This is a genomic window from Streptomyces sp. ID05-39B (assembly GCF_033794725.1).
Taxonomy (GTDB): Bacteria; Actinomycetota; Actinomycetes; order Streptomycetales; family Streptomycetaceae; genus Streptomyces; species Streptomyces bobili.
Map to the genome: position 1 here is coordinate 126,074 of NZ_JARGEF010000001.1, position 19,149 is coordinate 145,222.

The window sequence follows — 19,149 nt, forward strand, 5'->3', positions numbered from 1 at the left end:
ACCGGAGGTGCAATGACGCGCGCCGCGGCAGCGATCGTCTCCCTGGCTGTCAGCGTGGCGCTCATCGTCGCCACATCGGCTTGTGACCAGGACGGGTCGGAGTCGTCGAGCCGTCAGTACGGCGACTGCCCGGTCTCTGGACGCTACGGTGAGTTCGACCTGTCACCCGAGACGGCGGGCGCCCTCACGGTCAAAACGACCTTGCCCGCACCCGGCTGGTGGAACGGCGACACCCCGGACTCCGTCAAGAGCGGCTACGAGTACTGCATGGCCGCCAACATCGCCTACCGGTCCGGACTCGACCGGTTGAAGGTGGAGAACGCCCCCTTTCCGGAGGTGGTGTCCGGCCGCACCGCAAACTTCGACCTGGCCCTGGCGCAGATCACGATCACCCCGGAACGGAGCGAGGTCGCCGAGTTCTCCCCGCCCTACCTCTCCTCGACCCTGGGAGTGCTGATCCGGGACGGTGAGAAGATCGGCGAAGACAACATCCGCGACGCCCGCATCGGAGTGGCCGAGGGCACCACGGGCGAGGAGTTCGTCGAGAAGCGCCTCAAGCCGGCCAAGCCCGTCACCGCCTTCGCCAACGACCCGGCGCTGGTCACGGCGCTGGAGGCGGGACGAATCGACGCGGTGGTCCACGACACGACGATTCTGCTGGCGTATCCCCAGAAGCGGGAGAGCAGGGTGCGCCTCGTGGGCCAGTACAGGACCGACCAGGGTTACGGGGCCCTGTACCCGAAGGGGTCGCTCAACAAGGACGAGCTGGACCGGATCATCAGGCAACTGATCGACGACGGAACGCTCACCAAACTGTCGGCCGTCTATCTCGGGGCCGCTTTCGGCCAGGACCCGGCCAAGATTCCGTACTTCACGGCCGACGACGGCTCCTGAACGCTCCGGGCACGTGCGCACACCCCCGGGCGGTCTGACTTCCGTCCCGTCACAGGTCCGCCATCAACAGAGCGCCCAGGTCCCCGCCGGCTCCGCCGTCGAGCGCCTGCTCAGCCCAGATGATCTTGCCTCGGTCGGTGTACCGGGTCCCCCAGCGGCGGGACAGTTGCGCGACGAGAAACAGACCACGGCCGCCCTCGTCGGTGGAGGCCGCACGGCGCAGGTGCGGGGAGGTGCTCGTGCCGTCGGCGACCTCGCAGATCAGGCTGTCGCGGTCGCGCAGCAGCCGCAGGCTGATGGGGTTCGCTCCGTACCGGATGGCGTTCGTCACGAGTTCGCTGAGGATCAGCTCGGTCGCGAAGGCGGCCCCGCCGAGCCCCCAGGATTCCAGCCTTCGGGTGGCCTCGGCGCGGATCCGGGAGACGGCCGCGGGGTCGTCGGGCACCTTCCACTCCTCGACCTGCTCCGGGTCGAGGAGCCGGGTGCGTGCGACGAGCAAGGCGACATCGTCACTCGATCGGGTGCGCAGCATCGCGTCGAGCACCACCCGGCAGGTGTCGTCGGGGGTGGCGCCGTCCGTATGGGCGAGCGCCTCCCTCAGCATGCCGAGCCCGGTGTCGATGTCACGGCCGCGGGCCTCGACCAGGCCGTCGGTGTAGAGGACCAGCCGGCTGTCGGCGGCCAGCCGGAGTACGGCCGTCTCGACCGGCAGACCTCCTCCCACGCCGAGTGGCGGGGCGACGGGGATTTCGGGGAAGGTCACGGAGCCGTCGGGCGAGACCAGCGCGGGACCGGGATGACCGGCCCGGGCGAGAACACACCGCCCGGAGACCGGATCGTAGACCGCGTACAGGCATGTGGCACCGGTGACGGCTTCGGTGTCGCCCTCGGCCGCTGCGTCCTGGTCGATCCGGGTGATCAGGTCGTCCAGGTGCGCGAGCAACTCGTCCGGGGGCAGGTCCAATGCGGCGAAGTTGTGCACCGCGGTCCTCAGCCGGCCCATCGTCGCGGCGGCGTGCAGACCGTGTCCGACGACGTCGCCGACCACCAGGGCCACCCTGGCACCCGGCAGCGGTATGACGTCGTACCAGTCGCCGCCCACCCCCGCCTGGGCGGGCAGGTATCGGTGCCCGACCTCCAGGGCGGACAGTTCGGGGAGGGCGCCGGGCAGCAGGCTGCGCTGGAGAGTGACAGCGGTGGTGTGCTCGCGGGTGTAGCGACGCGCGTTGTCGATGCACACCGCCGCCCGGGCGGTGAGTTCCTCGGCGGGGGACAGGTCGTCCGGCTCGAAGGGGTCCTGCTCCGAACGCCAGAACGCCACGACCCCCAGCAGTTGGCCCCGGGCCTGGAGCGGCACTGAGATCATGGAGTGGATACCGGACTGGATGACCTTCTGGGCCCGCTCCGGGTCCTGGGCCCGCCATTCGTCGGCGGTGGCGAGGTGCGCCACCAGGATCGGGCGGCCGTTGGTCATACCGATCGCCAAGGGGGTGTCGGGTACGTAGCGCATCAGCTTCCCGGCAGGGTGAAGGGGCGTGTCCTCCCGGATACCCGCGGTTGCGATACGACGCATTTCCCTACCCGCACCCGTTGGCTCGTCACCTTGCAGCACGGACTGCACCAGCTCGACGGTGGCGAAGTCGGCGAAGCGCGGGACCGCCACCTCGGTCAGTTCCTCGGCGGTGCGTTTCATGTCGAGGGTGGTGCCGATCCGCGTGCTGGCCTCGTAGAGCAGTTGCAGGCGCCCGCCCGCCACTTCCGCCCGGCCCGCGAGGGCACGCAGCTCCGTGGTGTCCCGCAGGGTGGCCACGCTGCCGGCCTGTGGGCCCACCGGTCGCACGCTGACCGCGAGCAGGATGTCTCCGGCCAGGAAGACCTTGTCCGTGGCCGTCCGGCCCGATCCCAGCAGCCCGGCCAGTGCGGGGCTCAGCCCGAGTTCGGTGACCGGCCTGCCTTCGGCCTCCGGCGGCAGAGCGAGCAGCCGACGCGCCTCGTCGTTGACCAGCAGCAACCTTCCGGAACCGTCCAGGATGATGACGCCTTCACGCACCGCGTGCAGCACCGCGTCGTGGTGCTCGTACATGCGGGTCATCTCCACCGGCCCCAGACCCTGGGTCTGACGTCGCAAACGCCCGCTGACCAGTGCCGACCCACCCGCGGCCAGCAGCAGCGCGACACCGCCCGCTGTGAAGATCACCGGTATCTGGTGCTGCACGACGCTCGTCACCTTGTCCACCGTGACCCCGACGGTGACGAGGCCGACGGCGGTCCCCTTGTCGTCGAAGACGGCCACCGTCGAGTCGACCGCCTTCCCGAGGCTGCTGTCGAACGTGTTCTGATGGGGCTCGCCTTCGAGTGCCTGGCCGTAGGAGGTGGAGACGTGCTTCCCGATCTGGTCCGGATCCGGGTGGGTCCACCGGAAGCCGTAGGGGCTCAGCGCCACGACGTAGTCGACGCCGGTCTCCATGCGCACCGTTTCGGCATGCGGCTGGAGTGCCGCCGTCGGGTCGTCGCTCTCCATCGCCTCCGCGGTGCCCGGGGCGTTCGCGAACGACTCGGCCGCCACCAGTGACCGGTCGCCGGCTTCCTGGATGGCGCGGTTGCGGTCCTGTATCACGAGCACGACCACGGCCGTGGTGATGAGCAGGAGGACGACCACCAATTGCAGCAGGAAGACCTGACTGGCGACGCTGCGCGGTTTCCGCAAGGACAGCAGACGTCGGCCGGCCGCATGGTGACGAGCCTTCGGGCCGGCGTCCGGCGGCCCGGCCTTCGGTGGCACGCGGTCGGACCGTCGGCTCGCTGGGACATAGCGCCCGAGTTTGCCCATTTTCCCAGTATCAATGACCGGCCCGGCGGGCGCGGCTCAGGACGGGCCCGGCCGGTAAGGTCGGGCCGCTGCCGCAGCAGGCGGGGAGTCGTCCGCGCAGGACCCGGCGGCGGACACGACTTGCCACCCCGGCCCCGCGCTCGGCGGCGCCCGCGGACCGTCGTGGCCGAAGTAGAGCGAATCGACCCCCGGATTCGCGGAATCCCTGGCTGTGGCACGGAGGGCTCCCGGACTGCTCCTCTGCGCTGCGTGAAGACTGGCCATGGACCAGCTCCGCCCCGCGCACGTTCGGCGATCGCCGGGCGGATGCCGCGCTCGCGAAGGAGGCGCCGGTATGTCTCGTAGCCGCGGTCGGCGATCGAGCGGATCCCGTCTGATCAGGCGGTCGGTTGCAGTCGGACGCAGCATTGTCCGGGGCGGGGTGCCAGGCATGCCTGGAGTCCTGCCTCGTCGAGGCCGCTGAGTACGCCGCGCATCAGGTGGAGGTTCATGCCGCACACCGTCTGGGTGTGCTCGCGGGCCAGCACGTGGAAGGGGCAGTTGGCCAGCACGATGGCGTCGTCCTCGCGACGCGGCTCGAAGCCGTACCGCTCCAGCAGGTCGAAGACGTTCGTCGTGTTCTGCTCGCCCAGTTGTGTGCCGAGTTCTTCGGCCTTGCGGTGCAGGACCTCGCGCACCGGCTCACCGGTGGCGTCGGATTCCTCCACGGCTTGGGCGAGCAGCCGCCCGGCCAGTTCGTAGCGGCGGTCCGGCAGACTGACGGCGACCTGTTTCGCCGAGCGGCGGTAGAGCTTGGCCGGCCTGCCCGCGCCCGGTCCGGAGCGTCCGCTGCGGCGCTCGTAGATGGCGTCGAGCAGGGATTCGTCGGTCAGCCGGTCCAGATGGAAGGCGGCGGTCTGGCGGGCCAGTCCGAGGGCCGCGGCGGCCTCGTCCCGGCTGACGGGGCTGGGCTGGCGCGCCACATGGTCGTACAGCCTCCTGCGGGTTGGCTCGTCGAGAGCGGCGATGGCGGAGACGTCGGGGTCGCGTACTTCCTTCGGGGTGTCCACGAACACCAGTGTAAAACCCACAGTCATTGACTAAAGAGCGATGGGGAGCTTCTATTGTTAATGAATCTTGTCGATAGAAGGAGCGGGTCATGTCCTCCGTAACCACAACCACCACCTCCGCTGCCCCGCGGCGGCCGCTGTTCACCGACCCCGGCTATCAGGCGTTCGTGATCCTGCGTACCGGGTTCACGGTGGCGCCGATCCTGTTCGGCCTGGACAAGTTCGCCAACCTGCTCGTTGACTGGCCGGCATACCTCGCTCCGTGGATCGATGACGTGGTTCCCGGCAGCGCCCAGACGGCCATGTATGCGGTCGGCGTGATCGAGATCGTGGCCGGCCTCGCCGTGGCGTTGGCTCCCCGCTTCGGGGGCTGGCTGGTCGCGGGCTGGCTGGCCGGCATCATCGTCAACCTGCTGACCATCCCGGGCCACTACGACGTCGCGCTCCGCGATTTCGGACTGCTCCTCGGCGCCGTCGCCCTCGCACGGCTCGCCCAGCGCTACCACGCGAAGCGGCAGCGGCCGTGACCGGACGCCCGGCAGCCTGAAGGAGTGCGACAGCGCCGATGTCCGACAGGGCTGGGACGTCCGGCCCTTGCAGACCCTGACGGGGGCTACCGAAAGAAGCATCCGCCGGGGCGGCAGGCCCCTGCCCCCGGGGCCCCTGACCACTCAACCCGGTGAACCTTCCCGGCCACAGCACAAGCCGCGGGCCGGAACGTGACGGAGCCCGGAAGCATGTCCAGCTCCCGGGCTCCAGCTTGCCACCCATTTGCGCACACCGGCGGCGTTTAAGAGCCGCGGGTCACGTTGAGATCGACGTGTTCTGCCTTTGAACTACAGCGCCACGAGAGAGGCGCCGAGGGGACTTGAACCCCCATCCGTCGATGTTCGCCCACGCTCGGTCGATCCGGTGTTCGGCGGCGAATACTGAGACTGGAGCGAGAATCTGAGTTTCACGGGGCCGCCTCTGCCAGGCTTGGGCCACCCCCGCCCGTGGTGCGGGGAGAGGGATTCGAACCCCCAACTGACACCCCTTCATCAGCTTCAACATCAGTTTCAGCTTGCGCTCATCGCGCACCCTCCGCTCGCGACGGAGGGCGTGTGTGGGGGCTACCGGAAGAGGTAGCCGAATACCGCGTCGCCGACCCGCTGATCGGTGACTTCTGTGCTGTTCGCCTCCTCGCGAGCGAACTTCACGGACTGCTGGAGCTTCTCGACGCGGTCGAGGAGCTCGTTGACCCGCCGGGCGGGCAGCGCGCCGGAGAACTTCACCGTGGTCCAGTAACCGACCGGGACGTCCTCGTAGTACACCTCGACCTGTGCCGGGTGCTTCTCCGTGGCCTCAGCCTTCACGTGGTTGCGCGGAACCTTCTTCGTGCGGATGGTCCGCACCGGGTCCGTCTTCCACGAGTCCGTCGAGGGGTCCAGGTTCCACGATTCCGAGGCGTCGAGCACTGGCAGCTTGCGCACGAAGGTGTGCAGGTCGGTGAGTTGCTTCTCCAGGAACAACAGGTACGGGACGGGCACCTGGGGCAACAGCACCGCACCGTCGACCACCACGTCCGCGACCGCGGACCGGTTCGCCCAGTCCTTCGTCGCGGTCACGTCGAAGAGCCGCGTCAGCGTCCCGGCGGTCGACCGCAGAGCGTCCTCGGCCTTGATCTGCACCCGCGTGGACTCGGGCGGCAGCTGCTCGCCCTCCTCGTCCTTGGGCTGGTAGGTGCGGGAGATGCCGGCCAGCAGGGCGGGCTTCTGCACGTCCTGGTGAGCCTGGGTGAGCTCCTGGAGAGCCTTGGACTTGACGCCCTTTTCGACTGCGATGATCTGATTCAACTTCGGCACACAGTGAACCTAACAACCCTGCGCCGTACGCACATCCGATTAAAAAACGCTCTGGGCACCTACCCGTGCCGTGCGATCCCGGAGACGGCCGTCCGCGCGGCGGCCTCCGGCGTGAAGTGGATCGACACCGCCCCCCACTACGCCACCGGCCAGGGACTGTCCGGCGGATCATGATCGGAGCCATAAGCGGATCGCTGCTGCGGTGACGGTGCCGTGGAAGACGTAGGCCCTCTTGTCGTAACGGGTTGCGACGGCACGGGAGTTCTTGAGCCGGTTGATGGTCCGTTCGACCTCGTTGCGTCGCTTGTAGCGGTCGCGGTCGAAGCCGGTGGGCCTGGACGCCTGCGCGCCAGGGGTGCCTATGCCTTGCGTACGGCGTTCAGACAGCGGGCGGCGTGGGCGTGCAGGGCGTCGGCGAGTTCGGGTGGCGCGTCGGTGAGAGTGAAGTCGGCGTCGACCGAGGTGATCATCCAGGCGAGGTCACGGGGGCTGTCGGCGCCCAGGTGCAGTAGGCAGCTGTCATCGTCGACGGGTTCGATGACACCCATGCCGGGCCAGATGCGGTCGGTGACCGCTGCGGCGGGCTCGTGCAGGGTGATGGTGGCCTGGAACGGCCAGGTCCGCGACGACAGCTGGTGAGCCAGATAGGTGGCCACGTCGGTGTCGGGGAGTTCTTGGGGGGTGAACCGCGGTCCGGTCGGCGTGCGCGGAGTAAGTCTGTCGACGCGGAAGGTGCGCCAGTCCGCGCGGTCGGTGTCCCAGGCGACCAGGTACCAGTGGCGGTCGAAGCTGACGAGGCTGTGCGGTTCGACCAAGCGCGTGCTGCGGCTGCGGCGAGGGCCGGCGTAGTCGAAACGCAGCCGCTCGCGTCGGCGGCACGCCTCTGCGATGGCGATGAGGGTGTCCGCGGAGACCTTGGGAGCAGGGGCTGCGCCAGCCCGGACGGTAGCGGTGTGCAGGGTGTTCACTCGGTACCGCAGCCGGGGTGGGAGCATCTGCTCGAGCTTGGTGAGCGCGCGCATCGAGGACCCTTCGATGCCGGCGACCGAGCCACCGGCCGCCGTGCGCAGGCCGACGACGACGGCGACAGCCTCGTCGTCGTCGAGCAGCAGCGGCGGCAGCGTGGTCCCGGCCCCGAGCCGGTAGCCGGCAGTGCCCTGGGTGGCGTTCACCGGGTAGCCGAGCGCGCGCAGCCGCTCCACGTCGCGGCGCAGGGTGCGTCGGCTGACGCCGAGGCGTTCGGCGAGTTCGGCCCCGGACCAGTCGTGGTGGGTCTGCAGCAGGGAGAGCAGCTTCAGCAGCCGCCCGGAAGTCTCCAGCATGCCGTAAGACTGCCGGAAGGTGAGGACCGAAACTGACCTAAGCGAGTCCTAGCGTCGCAGCCATGGCGAACACGACACCCAGCGGTATCCGCTCCTTCCGCATCGACATACCGCAGGCCCAGCTCGATGATCTGCAAGCCCGCCTGGCCGCCACCCGCTGGCCGGATGAGCTGCCCGGTGTCGGCTGGAGCCGCGGCGTGCCGGTGGCCTACCTGAAGGACCTGGCCGAGTACTGGCGCGCCGCCTACGACTGGCGGGCGCACGAGGCGGAACTCAACACGTTCCCCCAGTACATGACCACCATCGACGGGCAGAACATCCACTTCCTGCACGTGCGCTCCCCCAGGGCCGATGCCACGCCGCTGATGCTGCTGCACGGCTGGCCGGGCTCGGTGGCGGACTTCCTCGATGTCATCGGGCCGCTGTCCGATCCCGACGCGCACGGCGGTGATCCGGCCGATGCGTTCCACCTGGTCTTTCCCTCGCTGCCGGGGTTCGCCTTCTCCACCCCGCTGGCCGGGCCGGGCATGGACCCGGCCAGGATGGCCGGGGCGTTCACCCAGCTGATGGCCCGCCTCGGCTACACGCGCTACGGCGTTCAGGGCTACGACACCGGCTCATGGGTCGCCCCGGAGATGGGAAAGCAGGCACCGGACCATGTGATCGGCGTCCACGTCAACGCCATGATGACATTTCCCATTGGGGCGGAGGGCGAGATGGACGGCCTGACGGAGGCCGAGCAGCGACGCTGGCATCGGATGCAGAACTTCAACGACGGTTACCTGCAGTGCAATTCCAAACGTCCGCAGACCGTGGCCTACGCCCTCACCGACTCCCCTGTCGGCCAGCTGGCTTGGATCGTGGAGAAATTCAAGGAGTTCACCGACCCGGAAGACGCACTGCCCGAGGACAGCATCCACCGGGACCGCATCCTGACCGAGGTCTCGCTGTACTGGCTGACCGCCACAGCTGCCTCGGCCGCTCAGGTCTACTACGAGGAGATCTCAGCGAGCACCTGGAGCGAAGCCGCAGCGGACGACCGGACTGCCCCCGAGGCGGCGCACGACACCGGGTGGAGCGACGGTCAGGGCGACGGGGCAGCCGGTCCACGGGGGACCGTGCCCACCGCCGTGCTGCTCTCCGCCCGCGATGTGACCATCCGCCGCTGGGCCGAACGCGACCACAACGTCGTGCGGTGGACCGAACTCGACCGTGGCGGCCACTTCCTCGCCATGGAAGCCCCGGAACTGCTCGTCAGCGACGTCCGCGAGTTCTTCGACAAGGTGCGCTGACAGGAAGCGCCCCGAACCCTCAAAGGCCGGGCGAAACAGTCCCGCCCAATGAGCATGCAACCAAGTGGGGACAGGAGCAGAGGTGGGGGTTTCCAGAGGCCGGACCGGCAAGCGGTCGGCGACTTCCGCCGACCGCTGCCGCTGGAGTGGGATCCCACCGAACCGTGCCACGAGTGGCTTCCTGTTCCTGAGATGCCTCTAGCAAGCCCTCGTGGCGGAACGGGATCAGAACATGGTGTTGTCATTGAGGGGAGGGGCCGACGGCACGTCCTGGACGGAGTCCCAGTGTTCGAGGATCTTGCCGTGCTTGCCGACGCGGAAGATGTCCACGACGGCCTGGCCGCGGTCCTCGGGGTTGAGGCGGTAGTGGGCGTGGATCGCCACGAGGTCGCCTTGGGCGATGACGCGCTTGCGTTCCACGATCAGGTTCGGGAACTGCTGGAAGAAGTTGGTGAACTGCTCGCGCAGGCCGGCCGAGCCGTTGGGGATGGTCGGGTTGTGCTGGTAGTACTCCGGTGTCAGGTACCTGACCGCGTCGGGGTTCTTGTCGACGAGGAGGGTGTCGAAGTAGGCGGTGGCCACCTTCTGGCTGAAGGGGGTCATCCAGCGAGGGCCGGGCTGGTTGGTGCGTGGCCGGCTGACGGTGCCAAACATGTCGTTGCCGTTGACGGTGGTCGCCGGTACGTCCTGGACCACGTCCCAGTGCTCGGCGATCATGCCGTCCCGGTCGAAGCGGAAGATGTCGACCACGGACGAACCGCGGGTGCCGGGCTCGTAGACCGGGTTGGAGTGGACCATGACCAGGTCGTCCTGAGCGATGACCCGCTTGACGTTGTACACGTGGTCCGGGAACCGCGCGGTCCAGTCGCGGATGAAGTTCTTGATGGCCTCCCGGCCGTCGGGGGCCATCGGGTTGTGCTGGATGTAGTCCGCACGGATGTACTGGTCGGCGACCTTGAGGTTGCCCTCTTCGAAGAGCTGCCTGAGTACGCGGACGGCGACACGCTTGTTGCGCTCCTCGGCGTGGGGGTTCGCTTGCCGGGAGTCGGCGACGGTCAGGGAGGAGGCGGGGGTGGACGCCGAGGCGGCGGGCACGAATCCGGCCATGGATCCGATGGTCGCCGTGGCCAGCAGAGCGGCGACGGTCCTCCTGGACAGGTGCGTATTGCGCATGACGGTGTTCTCCAATACGGGGGTGGTGAGCGCTGCGTCAGGTGGAGAACCAGGTCCTGGACACGAGCAGCCCTCAGTGGGAAAAGGGAGTTGACGGAATGGCGGATCAGGCCAGGAACTGCTCGGATACCTGCCACAGGCGCGCGGCCGCCTCAGGGTCCAGTGCGTACGCCGCGACCCCGGTGTTGGTACCTGGCCGGTGCGGTTCGGCCTCGTCGCAGTCCTCGAAGTACCGGCCGGTGACACCGTCGACCACGGGTGACGCGGCCAGCAGCACCGAGTTCGCGGCCCCCTGCTCCACCGTCTTGAGAGTCAGCTCGGGTGGCCGCGTTCCCTCGCCGATGAGGACCTGGAGGTGGGCGGTGAACTGCGCCATCTCGGCGTCCCCGATGTGGCGCATCAGGTTGGTCTGTATCGCGCCGGGCATGGGCGCGTTGACCGCGATCCCGTCGTCGGACCAGCGCCGGGCGGCCTCGACGGCGAACAATACGTTGGCCGTCTTGGCCTGTCCGTACGCCAGCCACGGGTCGTACGGCCGCTCAGTGAAGTGCGGGTCGTCGAAGAGGATCGGCGAGAAGAGGTGTCCGCTGGAGCTCACCGACACCACCCGGGCGCCGCCGGCCGCCGCGAGCGCGCCGTGCAGCCCGGTGGCGAGGGCGAAGTGCCCCAGGTGGTTGGTGGCGAACTGCAGCTCCCAGCCCCGTGGCGTCCGGGTCTGCGGAGTCGCCATCACGCCCGCGTTGTTGACGAGGATGTGCAGCGGCCCGTGCCATGCGGTCACGAATGCCTCGACGGACGTCGGATCGGTCAGATCCAGGGAGGCGACCGTCACGCCCTCGGAGCCGGTGGTGACCTTGATGTCCTCCGCGGTGCGGCGGCCGGCGGCCGTGTCCCGCACGGCGAGGACGACCTGCGCGCCGGCCCCGGCGAGTGCCCGGGCGGTCTTTACACCGATGCCGGAGGCGGCTCCGGTGACGACGGCGCGGCGGCCGGTGAGATCCGTGCCCGCGATGACGTCGGCAGCCGTGGATCCGGCGTGGAAGGGGGTGGTGATGCGTGTGCTCGTGGTCATGTCGGCACGTGCTCCCGGTTTGCTACGATCAAAAATCGGAGGCTCCTCCGCTTTGCTTGAACTTTAAACGGAGGCGCCTCCGGTTGTCCAGGAGGAAGGGATGCTGTGACCGGCAACACACGCGGACTGCGTGCCGACGCGCGCCGCAATCGGCAACGCCTGCTCGACGTGGCCGTACGTGCCTTCTCCGAGCGGGGCACGGACGCGTCGCTCGAGGCCATCGCCAAAGAGGCCGGTGTGGGCATCGGCACGCTGTACCGGCACTTCCCCACCCGGGAGGCCCTGCTTGAGGCCGCATACCGCAACGAGGTCGCGCGGGTCTGCGACAGCGCCGAGGAACTGCTGGCGCAATACCCGCCCGACCAGGCGCTGCGGGTGTGGATGGACCGGTTCATCGACTATCTGGCCACCAAGCAGGGCATGGCGGACGCGTTGAAGGCCGTCATCGCCTCCGGTGACTCGGACCCGTTCGCCGAGAGCCTGGACCGGATCAGCACGGCCATCAGCACGCTGCTGAAGGCCGGGGCCGAGGCGGGCGTCCTGCGCTCCGACGTCGACCCTCTCGACGTCGGCTTCAGCCTCGGCGGCATCCTGCTGATCACCACCGACAAGGGGCTGCGCGACCGCGCGGGCCGCATGCTCGATCTACTCCTCGACGGACTCCGCCACCGCGCCGGCTGATCCCCCAGAGACCCTCTCCAACGCCGCTCGACGTGCTGCGCAGCGTCGCAGCAGAGGAGCCGGAGTGGCCGGAGTGGCCGGCGTCGGACGGGCACCTCCTCGTGGAGGCGCGCAAGCGGCAGGCCGAACCGGCCGTTCAGGCCCGTCACGGAGGGTCTCGGGTGACCATCCCGTCCGCGCCGTGATCCCCGCCGAGGAGTGGTGGGCGACGGTCGTGGTGGCGACCCCGTGCGGCGTCCCGATTGGTTCACGAAGTTGTCCCGGTTGGAATGCGGCACGGTGTGGGGGGTGTGGCGGCGGTTAACGTTCCTGGTCGCGGGGGTGGGTGTCGGTGTGGCATCGGGCCGTGCGCATTTGTGATCCGACGGATCCAGATGAATCCAGACGAATCCACGGGGGTACGGCGACATGGCCATGGGACGAGACAGCGTGCCGGGTGACAGGTTCTCTCGGCGGCGCGCACTGCGGCTGGCCGGCGGTGGTCTCACGCTATCGGTGCTGGCGGTGGGCGCGGCAGGCTGCCGCGAGGACGACTCCGAGGCCGGCGGCTCAGGAGGATCGGGCGACGGGGCATCCGGTGGCGACAAGGCGACCACGGGTGGGGCCGGCAAGGACGGTGCCGGCAAGGACGGTGCCGGAAAGGACGGGCAGGCTCCCGAGCCGCTGTGGACGAAGACGACGTCCGCGCTGACGTACGGCGACAACGACGAACTCGTGGCCGCGGGCGGCGTGGTGATCGCCAGCGGGGAACCACTGGCCGCGCTGAACGCCTCGTCGGGCAAGGAACAGTGGTCGTTGAAGGGCGGCGCGGTCCCCGGGGCACCGATGCTGCTCGGAAAGGGCACGCTGTACCTGGCCAGCGCCGGCTACGACGGCACCGTCGCCGGCTACGACCCGGCCTCGGGCAAGGAGACCTGGCGCAGCCACCTCGGCAAGGAGTACCGGCAGCCGAGGCCGATCGCGGTGGACGACGAGCAGTTGTACGTCGTCGCGGAGATCCTGGAGGCCGACGGCTCGTCCAAGACCAATGTGATCGCCGCGCTGAACAGCACCACGGGCCGACTGGCGTGGAAGGAACAGCGCGACCTCGGCACCGAGGAGAACGGCATCCACGCCCAGGTCGAGGGCCGCCACCTCGTCTACACCGACTTCAAGAAGAACCTCACGGTGCGCGACACCGCCACCGGCAAGCAGGTGTGGACCCACCGGACCACCAAGACCAACTACGGCTTCTTCGCCGTGTACAAGGACCTGGTGATCGTTCCGCAGGGGCCGAAGCTGCAGGCTTTCAGCCTGGCCGACGGCTCGGCGAAGTGGTCGGTGGAGACGGCCGAGAGCTACGTCGCCTTCAAGGAGCCGGCCGTCCTGGACGACGTGCTCTACATCGCCGACAGCGACCGTACGCTGCGGGCTCTCGACCCTCGTACCGGCAAGAAGATCTGGCAGTCGGAGTCGCTCGCCGACGCCAAGCTCACGGTGCCGCGGCAGTACGTGAAGGCGGGCGGTCTCCTGTACGCGGCCACGGACCTCGACGAGCAGGGTGGCGTGATCGCCATAGACCCGAAGACCGGCGCCGTGCGCTGGACGTTCAACGACAAGTCCGGTGACTATCACGCCTGGTTGGTGGCCACGGACGGCAAGCACGTGTTCGCCCTGCACGGCACGAAGCTGCACGCGCTGCCCGTCTGACACCCACTCGCACCGGCCCCTCCCGTACGGGTGCCACACGCTCCCGCCCGCGCGCGCGGCGCACGCTGCGCGGGCGGCAGGCCGGCTGGCCGGCAGGCCGACTGGGGGCGTTGTCAGTGGTGACCATTAGTTTGGAGTCGATGGAGGTCGGCCGTTCCGGCCGGCCCGGGTCTTTCGGGGAGGGGTGCGCTGTGTCCGCTGCGCAGGCACGACAGTCGGGGAACACGACGTATCTGGAGCTGTCTCAGGAGAACGGCACCGCCCACAAGTTCTACGAGGTGACCGTCGAGGGGACCAGTGTCTCCGTGCGGTACGGGCGGATCGGTGTGGACGGGCAGCGTCAGACCTCTTCCTTCCCGACGGTCGAGAAGGCGCAGGCCGCGGCGGCGAAGAAGATCACCGAGAAGGTGCGCAAGGGCTACGCGCCGGCCGTTCGGGGGCAGCGAGCGGCCCGGTCCGTGACGCGCCGCCAGGTGACGTCCGCCCCGTCCACGGCGCGGGCGACCGCCCCCGTGCTGTGGCGGTTCCGCACGGGCGCCTCGGCGTTCGGCATCCATGTGGACGAGGACCGCTGCTGGGTCGGCAACCAGCACGGCGACGTCTACAACCTGAGCCACGACGGTGAGGTGCTGGCCCACTACTCCCTGCCCGACGGTGTGAAGTGCCTGGTGGCGGACGACTTCTGGATCTACGCGGGCTGTGACGACGGCCGGGTGTACGACCTCTCGGCGAAGGTGCCGTTCGCCGCCTACGACATCGCCTCCGAGGTGGACATCTTCTGGCTGGACATCCACGCGGGCGTGCTGAACGTCTCCGACCGGAGTGGCGGTCTGACGGTCATCGACCACGAGGACGAGCTCCAGTGGTCGCGCAACTCGTCGGGGCAGCACGGATGGATGGTGCGGGCCGACGGCCGCGCCGTCTACCACGGGCATGGCGACGGTGTGACGGCCTACGCGGCGGACGGAGCCCGTCAGCTCTGGCACACCCGGACCAGCGGCGATGTGCTCTTCGGATGGCAGGAGGAGGACGCGGTCTATGCCGGGACGGCGCGGCAGGTCGTCCAGCGGCTCGCCAAGTCCACCGGGGTCGTCGAGGCTTCCTACCGGTGCGACGCCGCGGTGTACTCGTGCGCCACGTCCCCCGGCGGGCGGTACGTCTTCGCGGGCGACTCCGCCTCCTCCGTCTACTGCTTCACCGCCGACGGCACCCGGCTGTGGAAGCTGGGTACGGGTGGCGGCTCGGCGCTCTCCATGCAGTACCTCGACGACAGGCTGTACCTCGTCTCCACCGACGGTTCACTCGCCTGCGTCGACGCGAGCGAGGCCGCGATCAAGGCCGCTCAGTCGGGCACCGTTCCGGTTGCCGCGGACATCAAGTTGGCGGCGGCCCTGCCGACGTACGCGCCGTTGACCACGGCCGCCTCCGTCGCCACGGTCAGCGCTGTTCCCGCGGCGGGCGGCGGAGTCGTCGTGGAGTGCTTCGAGCAAGGAGGCCGCGTGCGGGTGCGGGTGGTCTCCGAGGGCTACGAGCCGAGTTGGAACGTCCAGTTCCCGCGCGCCATACGCCAGCCGGGCGAACGCTATGTGGTGGACGCGTTGCACTCCTCGGAGGGGGGCTTCTACCGGGTTCGCGGGGAGATCAGGCGTCTGGTCTGACGAGTGGAGCGGTGGCGACGGCGCTGCCAGTGGCTGGTACCGGTGACGGTGTCCATGATGCCGACGGCGGACCTGACGTTGCCGTGGGCCGCAGGTGGTGTCCAGGCGGAGTACACGCCGTTTCGAGATCGCGTCACGAGAGTTCCGCCGTGTGCCTACCTCACACTCACGTACCGGCGTCGCCTCTGTGTGCGCCGCGGATCTGACGTTCTCCACGCGGGTTGTCACCGGGCTGGTCGCCGCACAGCCCGCGGCCGGCGCGGACCGTTGATCCGCCGTCCGCCCGGGAGGAGCAGGCCGTCCCGTTGTCACTCCCGGGCGGACAGACAGCGGTCAACTCCCGGCGCAGATGGTGCCGTTGAGGCGGAAGACCGTCGGGCCGGGGTTGGGGCCGTCATTGGCGCCGACGAAGCCGAAGGAGGCCGTCGACGTGCCGTCCGGGGCCAGCGGCCCGGCGTTCTCGGGCGCGGTGACCCGTACGTGCCGGCCGCTCTGGTGGAACGTGGCGTTCCAACCGGAGGATACCGACTGGCCGTCGGTGGACCAGTCCCAGTCCACGGTCCACCCGGTGATCGGGGTGTCCGAGAGGTTCCGGACGCTCACCGTGGCCACGAAACCGTTGCCCCAGCTCGTGTCGCGGTGGTAGGCCACCGTGCAGGCGGCGTCCGCCGGTGTGCCGGTGGTGAACGTCAGCGGATCGGACGGGGCGGCGAGCCGTCCCGCGGCGTCGGCCGCGAGCACGTTGACCGTGTGGGTGCTGCCCGGCGGCAGGTTCCGCAGGGTCACGGACGTGCCGGTGGTCTCGCCCACGAGGTAGGTGTGCGCGCCGTCGCGCTCCTGGACCAGGTAGCGGGCGGCACCGGTCGTACCCGTCCAGGACAGGCGCGCGGTGGTGTCGGTCACCGCCTCCAGCCTCGGGGTGCCCGGGGTGCCGGCGGCCGAGGCGCCGGGCCCGGTACCGGACTTCGGAGTCAGGGTGACGGTGAGCATCCCGTACGGCGGCACGGTCACGCGGGAGGCGGACGCCTCGCCGTCGGTCACGTCGGTGATGTCGCTGTCGCCGCGGGCGTAGCGGCTGACCTCTGGTGCGGCGGCGGACGGGGAGAAGCCCGCGTAGGCGAGGTCCACGGTCCGTGCGGTGTCCGGGTTCTTGTTGATGAGCAGGACGCTCAGCCGCCCGTCGCGACGGTGTACGGCGTGTGCGGAGAGGTCCTGCGTGGAGGACGCGGCGGCGACCATGGTGTCCCCGGAGGTGCCCAGTTCGCTGGTCATCTTCATGCCGTAGTAGGGGTGGAACGGCGTGTTCGGCGCCGGCTGGCAGACGTCGCCGGTGCAGGAACCGCTGGCCAGCATGCCCATGTCGCCGTAGTCGGTCTCGCCGTCGACGGTGGTGATCGCTCCGGGGCCGTTGTGCGTGTTCCACCAGTCGACGTTGAACACGCCGTTCTCCAGGGCCGTCATGAAGGCGTCGGCGGCGAACAGGCCGTTGGGGCGGGCGGTGAGCTGGGCGCCGCCGGTGTTGGTGTTGACCTCGGTGAGGGCGATGCCGATGCGCGGGGAGTCGGCGCCCGCGTACCGGTCGATCTGTGCGCGCACCTCGCGCAGTTCGCCGGGCAGCCGGGTCAGGCGGCTCATGGCCGTGTCGGCGCTGGTGTCGGAGCCGCCCGCGTACCAGTGGACGGTCACGAAGTCGATGACGTCGGTGACCTGGGACAGCACGGTGTGGTTCCAGTCGCCCGGATCGCCCTCGCCGGTGATGCCGTCCGGCCAGTTGCCCGGCGCCGTGAGGACCGCGCCGATCTTGACGGTCGGGTCGACGGCCTTCATGGCGGCGGCGTAGGCGCGGACCTGGCGGGCGTACTCCCGCGGGCTCTTGTCGGCGTGATCGTCGTGTTCCCAGCCGCTGCCGTAGTGGCCGTTGCCGTAGATCTCGTTGCCGATCTCCCAGTACTTGGCGCCGTAGTTCTTGGTGACGTTCGCGTACCGGACCCAGCCGGCCGCCTCCTCGGGCGTGCCCGAGCCGTAGTTGGCGATCAGGATCGGCTGCGCCCCGGTGGCGCGGACGGTGCCCATGAAGGCGTCGAAGCCGGTGCCGGGGGCGACGTATCCGCCGGGCGCGGTGTGCGTCTCCCAGTGGTAGATGTCGGCGTACGAGCCGCCGGGATAGCGCATCGCGCCGACATCGGCCGTCTTCATGAGGGCGCCGACCTCGGGGTCGTTCATGTGCGAGTCCCAGACGGCGGCGTTGACACCACGGGCGGTGTCGGACAACCGGCCAAGCGCCGCTTGCGTGTTGACGTGTACGTCGACGTCCGCGGCGGGCACCTCCTGCGCGGACGCGACACCGGCGGCGATGAGTGGGGGCAGCAGGGCGAGCGTGGCGGCCAGGGCGGCCGCGGTGCGGGCGAGTCGACGGGGGCTGCCGGTGGGGGCCGGTTTGCCGGGTCTGTGGAGCAAGGCCATGGGGGTCCTCCCTCGGGGGTCCGGCGGCGCGGGCGGACCGGGCGGCGCCGGGCCGTACGACCGGACAGACGGGCGGGTGTCGGAGCGGTGCCGGATCTCAGACCGCCCGGGTGAGGCGGCCTGTGGGAGCGCTCCCATGATGGGAGGGAGGTGATGCCCTGTCAACGGACTGAACGACAACGCCCCGCACCGGACGGATCCGGCACGGGGCGGGTCGGCGCGTGAAGGTAAGCCCCGGGCGGCGGGCGGTCGCGGCTATGGACTGATGATTACGGTTGGTGGCTCGGGGTTGTCGAGTTCACGCCGTCGCGGATTGCCGGCAGTGGTCTGTACGTCGGTGCGATGTGGCTGTGGCACGACGTGGGCCACCTGGCCTTCCACGTGGATGCAGCCCGGGTCGGCTCCGAGCTGGTTCGCGACGAGGACCAGTTCACGTCGCTGGCGCCTGAACTCAAGTCGGCAGGCGGCTGCGAACGTGACCGCGCTGAGGGAGAAGTTTGCGCGTCTGCCGGATGCCGCTCGATACCTGACATCCAGGCCGGTGCGGCGGGGACTTCTTTGGGACAGCTTCGACTCTGGGATCGCAGCCGCCCTGGTGGGGGATCCCGACACGGCCCGCGATTACTTCGAACGAGTCCTTCGAGAGGACGCCCCGGTCCCGTGTGAGGTCGATGCCCAGGGGAAGGCGCGTGAGCTTCACGCGATCGCGGCAGATCGCGACGCAGTGACCGCCTGGGTCACGCGGGCCGTCGACTCATGCCGGACAAAGCTGCCCTGGATCCCGTGCCGTTTTCGATCACCGGAGCGGACCCGCTCGTCGAGTGACAGAGCTGCAGTCAGGCAAGGAGGACTCGCTTCCGCAGCAGGCTGAAACCGGCCCGGCCGTACATCTGGCGTTTGATCATTTTGATCCGGTTGACGTGGCCTTCGACGATGCCGGAGCTCCACGGCGGTGTCAGGCCGGCGGTGACAGCGGCGAGATCGCGTTCGAGGCCGTTGACGAAGGTGTGGAGGGTGGGCAGGTCGTCGGCGCGGACCGCCTTGATCCATTGCGGGAGCTGGTCGCCCTGGAGCTGGGTAAGCATCTTCCATTTGAGCTTCAGACGCTCGCTCTCCGGCAGGGTGTCGGTCGGGGTGAGTCAGGATCCAGCCGGTGACCGTGCGTGGGGACGGCGGACGGGC

At 69.4% G+C, this 19,149-nt stretch carries 13 protein-coding genes and 2 pseudogenes; 6 read left to right on the forward strand and 9 right to left on the reverse strand.

Features of this window, described 5'->3' with window-relative positions; genetic code table 11:
- Nucleotides 1–12: 12 nt before the first annotated feature.
- Nucleotides 13–894, forward strand: a complete 882-nt coding sequence (locus P1P75_RS00580; RefSeq protein ID WP_319250819.1) for an ABC transporter substrate-binding protein — start codon at nucleotides 13–15, stop codon at nucleotides 892–894.
- A gap of 49 nt (nucleotides 895–943) precedes the next feature.
- Here the strand turns inward: P1P75_RS00580 and P1P75_RS00585 are convergent, their stop codons facing one another.
- Both P1P75_RS00585 and P1P75_RS00590 read right to left on the reverse strand, forming a co-directional pair.
- Nucleotides 944–3,610: a SpoIIE family protein phosphatase gene (locus tag P1P75_RS00585; RefSeq protein WP_319250875.1), complete on the reverse strand. Its 2,667-nt coding sequence runs from the start codon at nucleotides 3,608–3,610 to the stop codon at nucleotides 944–946.
- 491 nt (nucleotides 3,611–4,101) lie between these two features.
- Nucleotides 4,102–4,779: a helix-turn-helix domain-containing protein gene (locus P1P75_RS00590; protein WP_319250877.1), complete on the reverse strand. Its 678-nt coding sequence runs from the start codon at nucleotides 4,777–4,779 to the stop codon at nucleotides 4,102–4,104.
- Nucleotides 4,780–4,862: 83 nt separating this feature from the next.
- Here P1P75_RS00590 and P1P75_RS00595 point away from each other — a divergent pair, with 83 nt between their 5' ends.
- A complete protein-coding gene (locus P1P75_RS00595) occupies nucleotides 4,863–5,300 on the forward strand; it encodes a hypothetical protein (protein WP_319250821.1) in 438 nt (145 codons plus the stop codon).
- Between the two features lie 585 nt (nucleotides 5,301–5,885).
- On the opposite strand, the gene P1P75_RS00600 is transcribed toward P1P75_RS00595, so the two are convergent.
- From P1P75_RS00600 to P1P75_RS00610, 3 genes and pseudogenes are all read right to left on the reverse strand, one after another.
- A complete protein-coding gene (locus tag P1P75_RS00600; RefSeq protein ID WP_319250823.1) occupies nucleotides 5,886–6,617 on the reverse strand; it encodes a hypothetical protein in 732 nt (243 codons plus the stop codon).
- A 168-nt stretch (nucleotides 6,618–6,785) separates the two neighbouring features.
- Nucleotides 6,786–6,926, reverse strand: a pseudogene (locus tag P1P75_RS00605) (transposase); the annotation flags it as partial.
- A gap of 50 nt (nucleotides 6,927–6,976) precedes the next feature.
- Nucleotides 6,977–7,939: a WYL domain-containing protein gene (locus tag P1P75_RS00610; protein WP_319250825.1), complete on the reverse strand. Its 963-nt coding sequence runs from the start codon at nucleotides 7,937–7,939 to the stop codon at nucleotides 6,977–6,979.
- 62 nt (nucleotides 7,940–8,001) lie between these two features.
- On the opposite strand from P1P75_RS00610, the gene P1P75_RS00615 reads away from it, so the two are divergent.
- Complete coding sequence (locus tag P1P75_RS00615) at nucleotides 8,002–9,231, forward strand: epoxide hydrolase (RefSeq protein ID WP_319250826.1); 1,230 nt, start codon at nucleotides 8,002–8,004, stop codon at nucleotides 9,229–9,231.
- A gap of 225 nt (nucleotides 9,232–9,456) precedes the next feature.
- Here the strand turns inward: P1P75_RS00615 and P1P75_RS00620 are convergent, their stop codons facing one another.
- Nucleotides 9,457–10,404 (reverse strand): nuclear transport factor 2 family protein, encoded by a 948-nt coding sequence (locus P1P75_RS00620; RefSeq protein ID WP_319250827.1) that lies wholly within the window; start codon nucleotides 10,402–10,404, stop codon nucleotides 9,457–9,459.
- Nucleotides 10,405–10,510: 106 nt separating this feature from the next.
- On the reverse strand, nucleotides 10,511–11,476 hold the full coding sequence (locus tag P1P75_RS00625) for an SDR family NAD(P)-dependent oxidoreductase (protein WP_319250828.1): 966 nt from the start codon (nucleotides 11,474–11,476) through the stop codon (nucleotides 10,511–10,513).
- A 105-nt stretch (nucleotides 11,477–11,581) separates the two neighbouring features.
- Between P1P75_RS00625 and P1P75_RS00630 the strand changes: the two genes are divergently transcribed.
- The 3 genes from P1P75_RS00630 to P1P75_RS00640 all read left to right on the forward strand — a co-directional run bounded on the left by P1P75_RS00630 (nucleotide 11,582) and on the right by P1P75_RS00640 (nucleotide 15,504).
- On the forward strand, nucleotides 11,582–12,157 hold the full coding sequence (locus P1P75_RS00630; protein ID WP_319250830.1) for a TetR family transcriptional regulator: 576 nt from the start codon (nucleotides 11,582–11,584) through the stop codon (nucleotides 12,155–12,157).
- Between the two features lie 408 nt (nucleotides 12,158–12,565).
- On the forward strand, nucleotides 12,566–13,846 hold the full coding sequence (locus P1P75_RS00635; RefSeq protein ID WP_319250832.1) for a PQQ-binding-like beta-propeller repeat protein: 1,281 nt from the start codon (nucleotides 12,566–12,568) through the stop codon (nucleotides 13,844–13,846).
- Nucleotides 13,847–14,037: 191 nt separating this feature from the next.
- Complete coding sequence (locus P1P75_RS00640) at nucleotides 14,038–15,504, forward strand: WGR domain-containing protein (RefSeq protein WP_319250834.1); 1,467 nt, start codon at nucleotides 14,038–14,040, stop codon at nucleotides 15,502–15,504.
- A gap of 333 nt (nucleotides 15,505–15,837) precedes the next feature.
- Here P1P75_RS00640 and P1P75_RS00645 read toward each other — a convergent pair whose 3' ends face one another.
- Nucleotides 15,838–17,967, reverse strand: a complete 2,130-nt coding sequence (locus P1P75_RS00645; protein ID WP_319250836.1) for a cellulose binding domain-containing protein — start codon at nucleotides 17,965–17,967, stop codon at nucleotides 15,838–15,840.
- Nucleotides 17,968–18,803: 836 nt separating this feature from the next.
- A pseudogene (locus P1P75_RS00650) lies at nucleotides 18,804–18,971 on the reverse strand (ISL3 family transposase); the annotation flags it as partial.
- Nucleotides 18,972–19,149 lie beyond the last annotated feature (178 nt).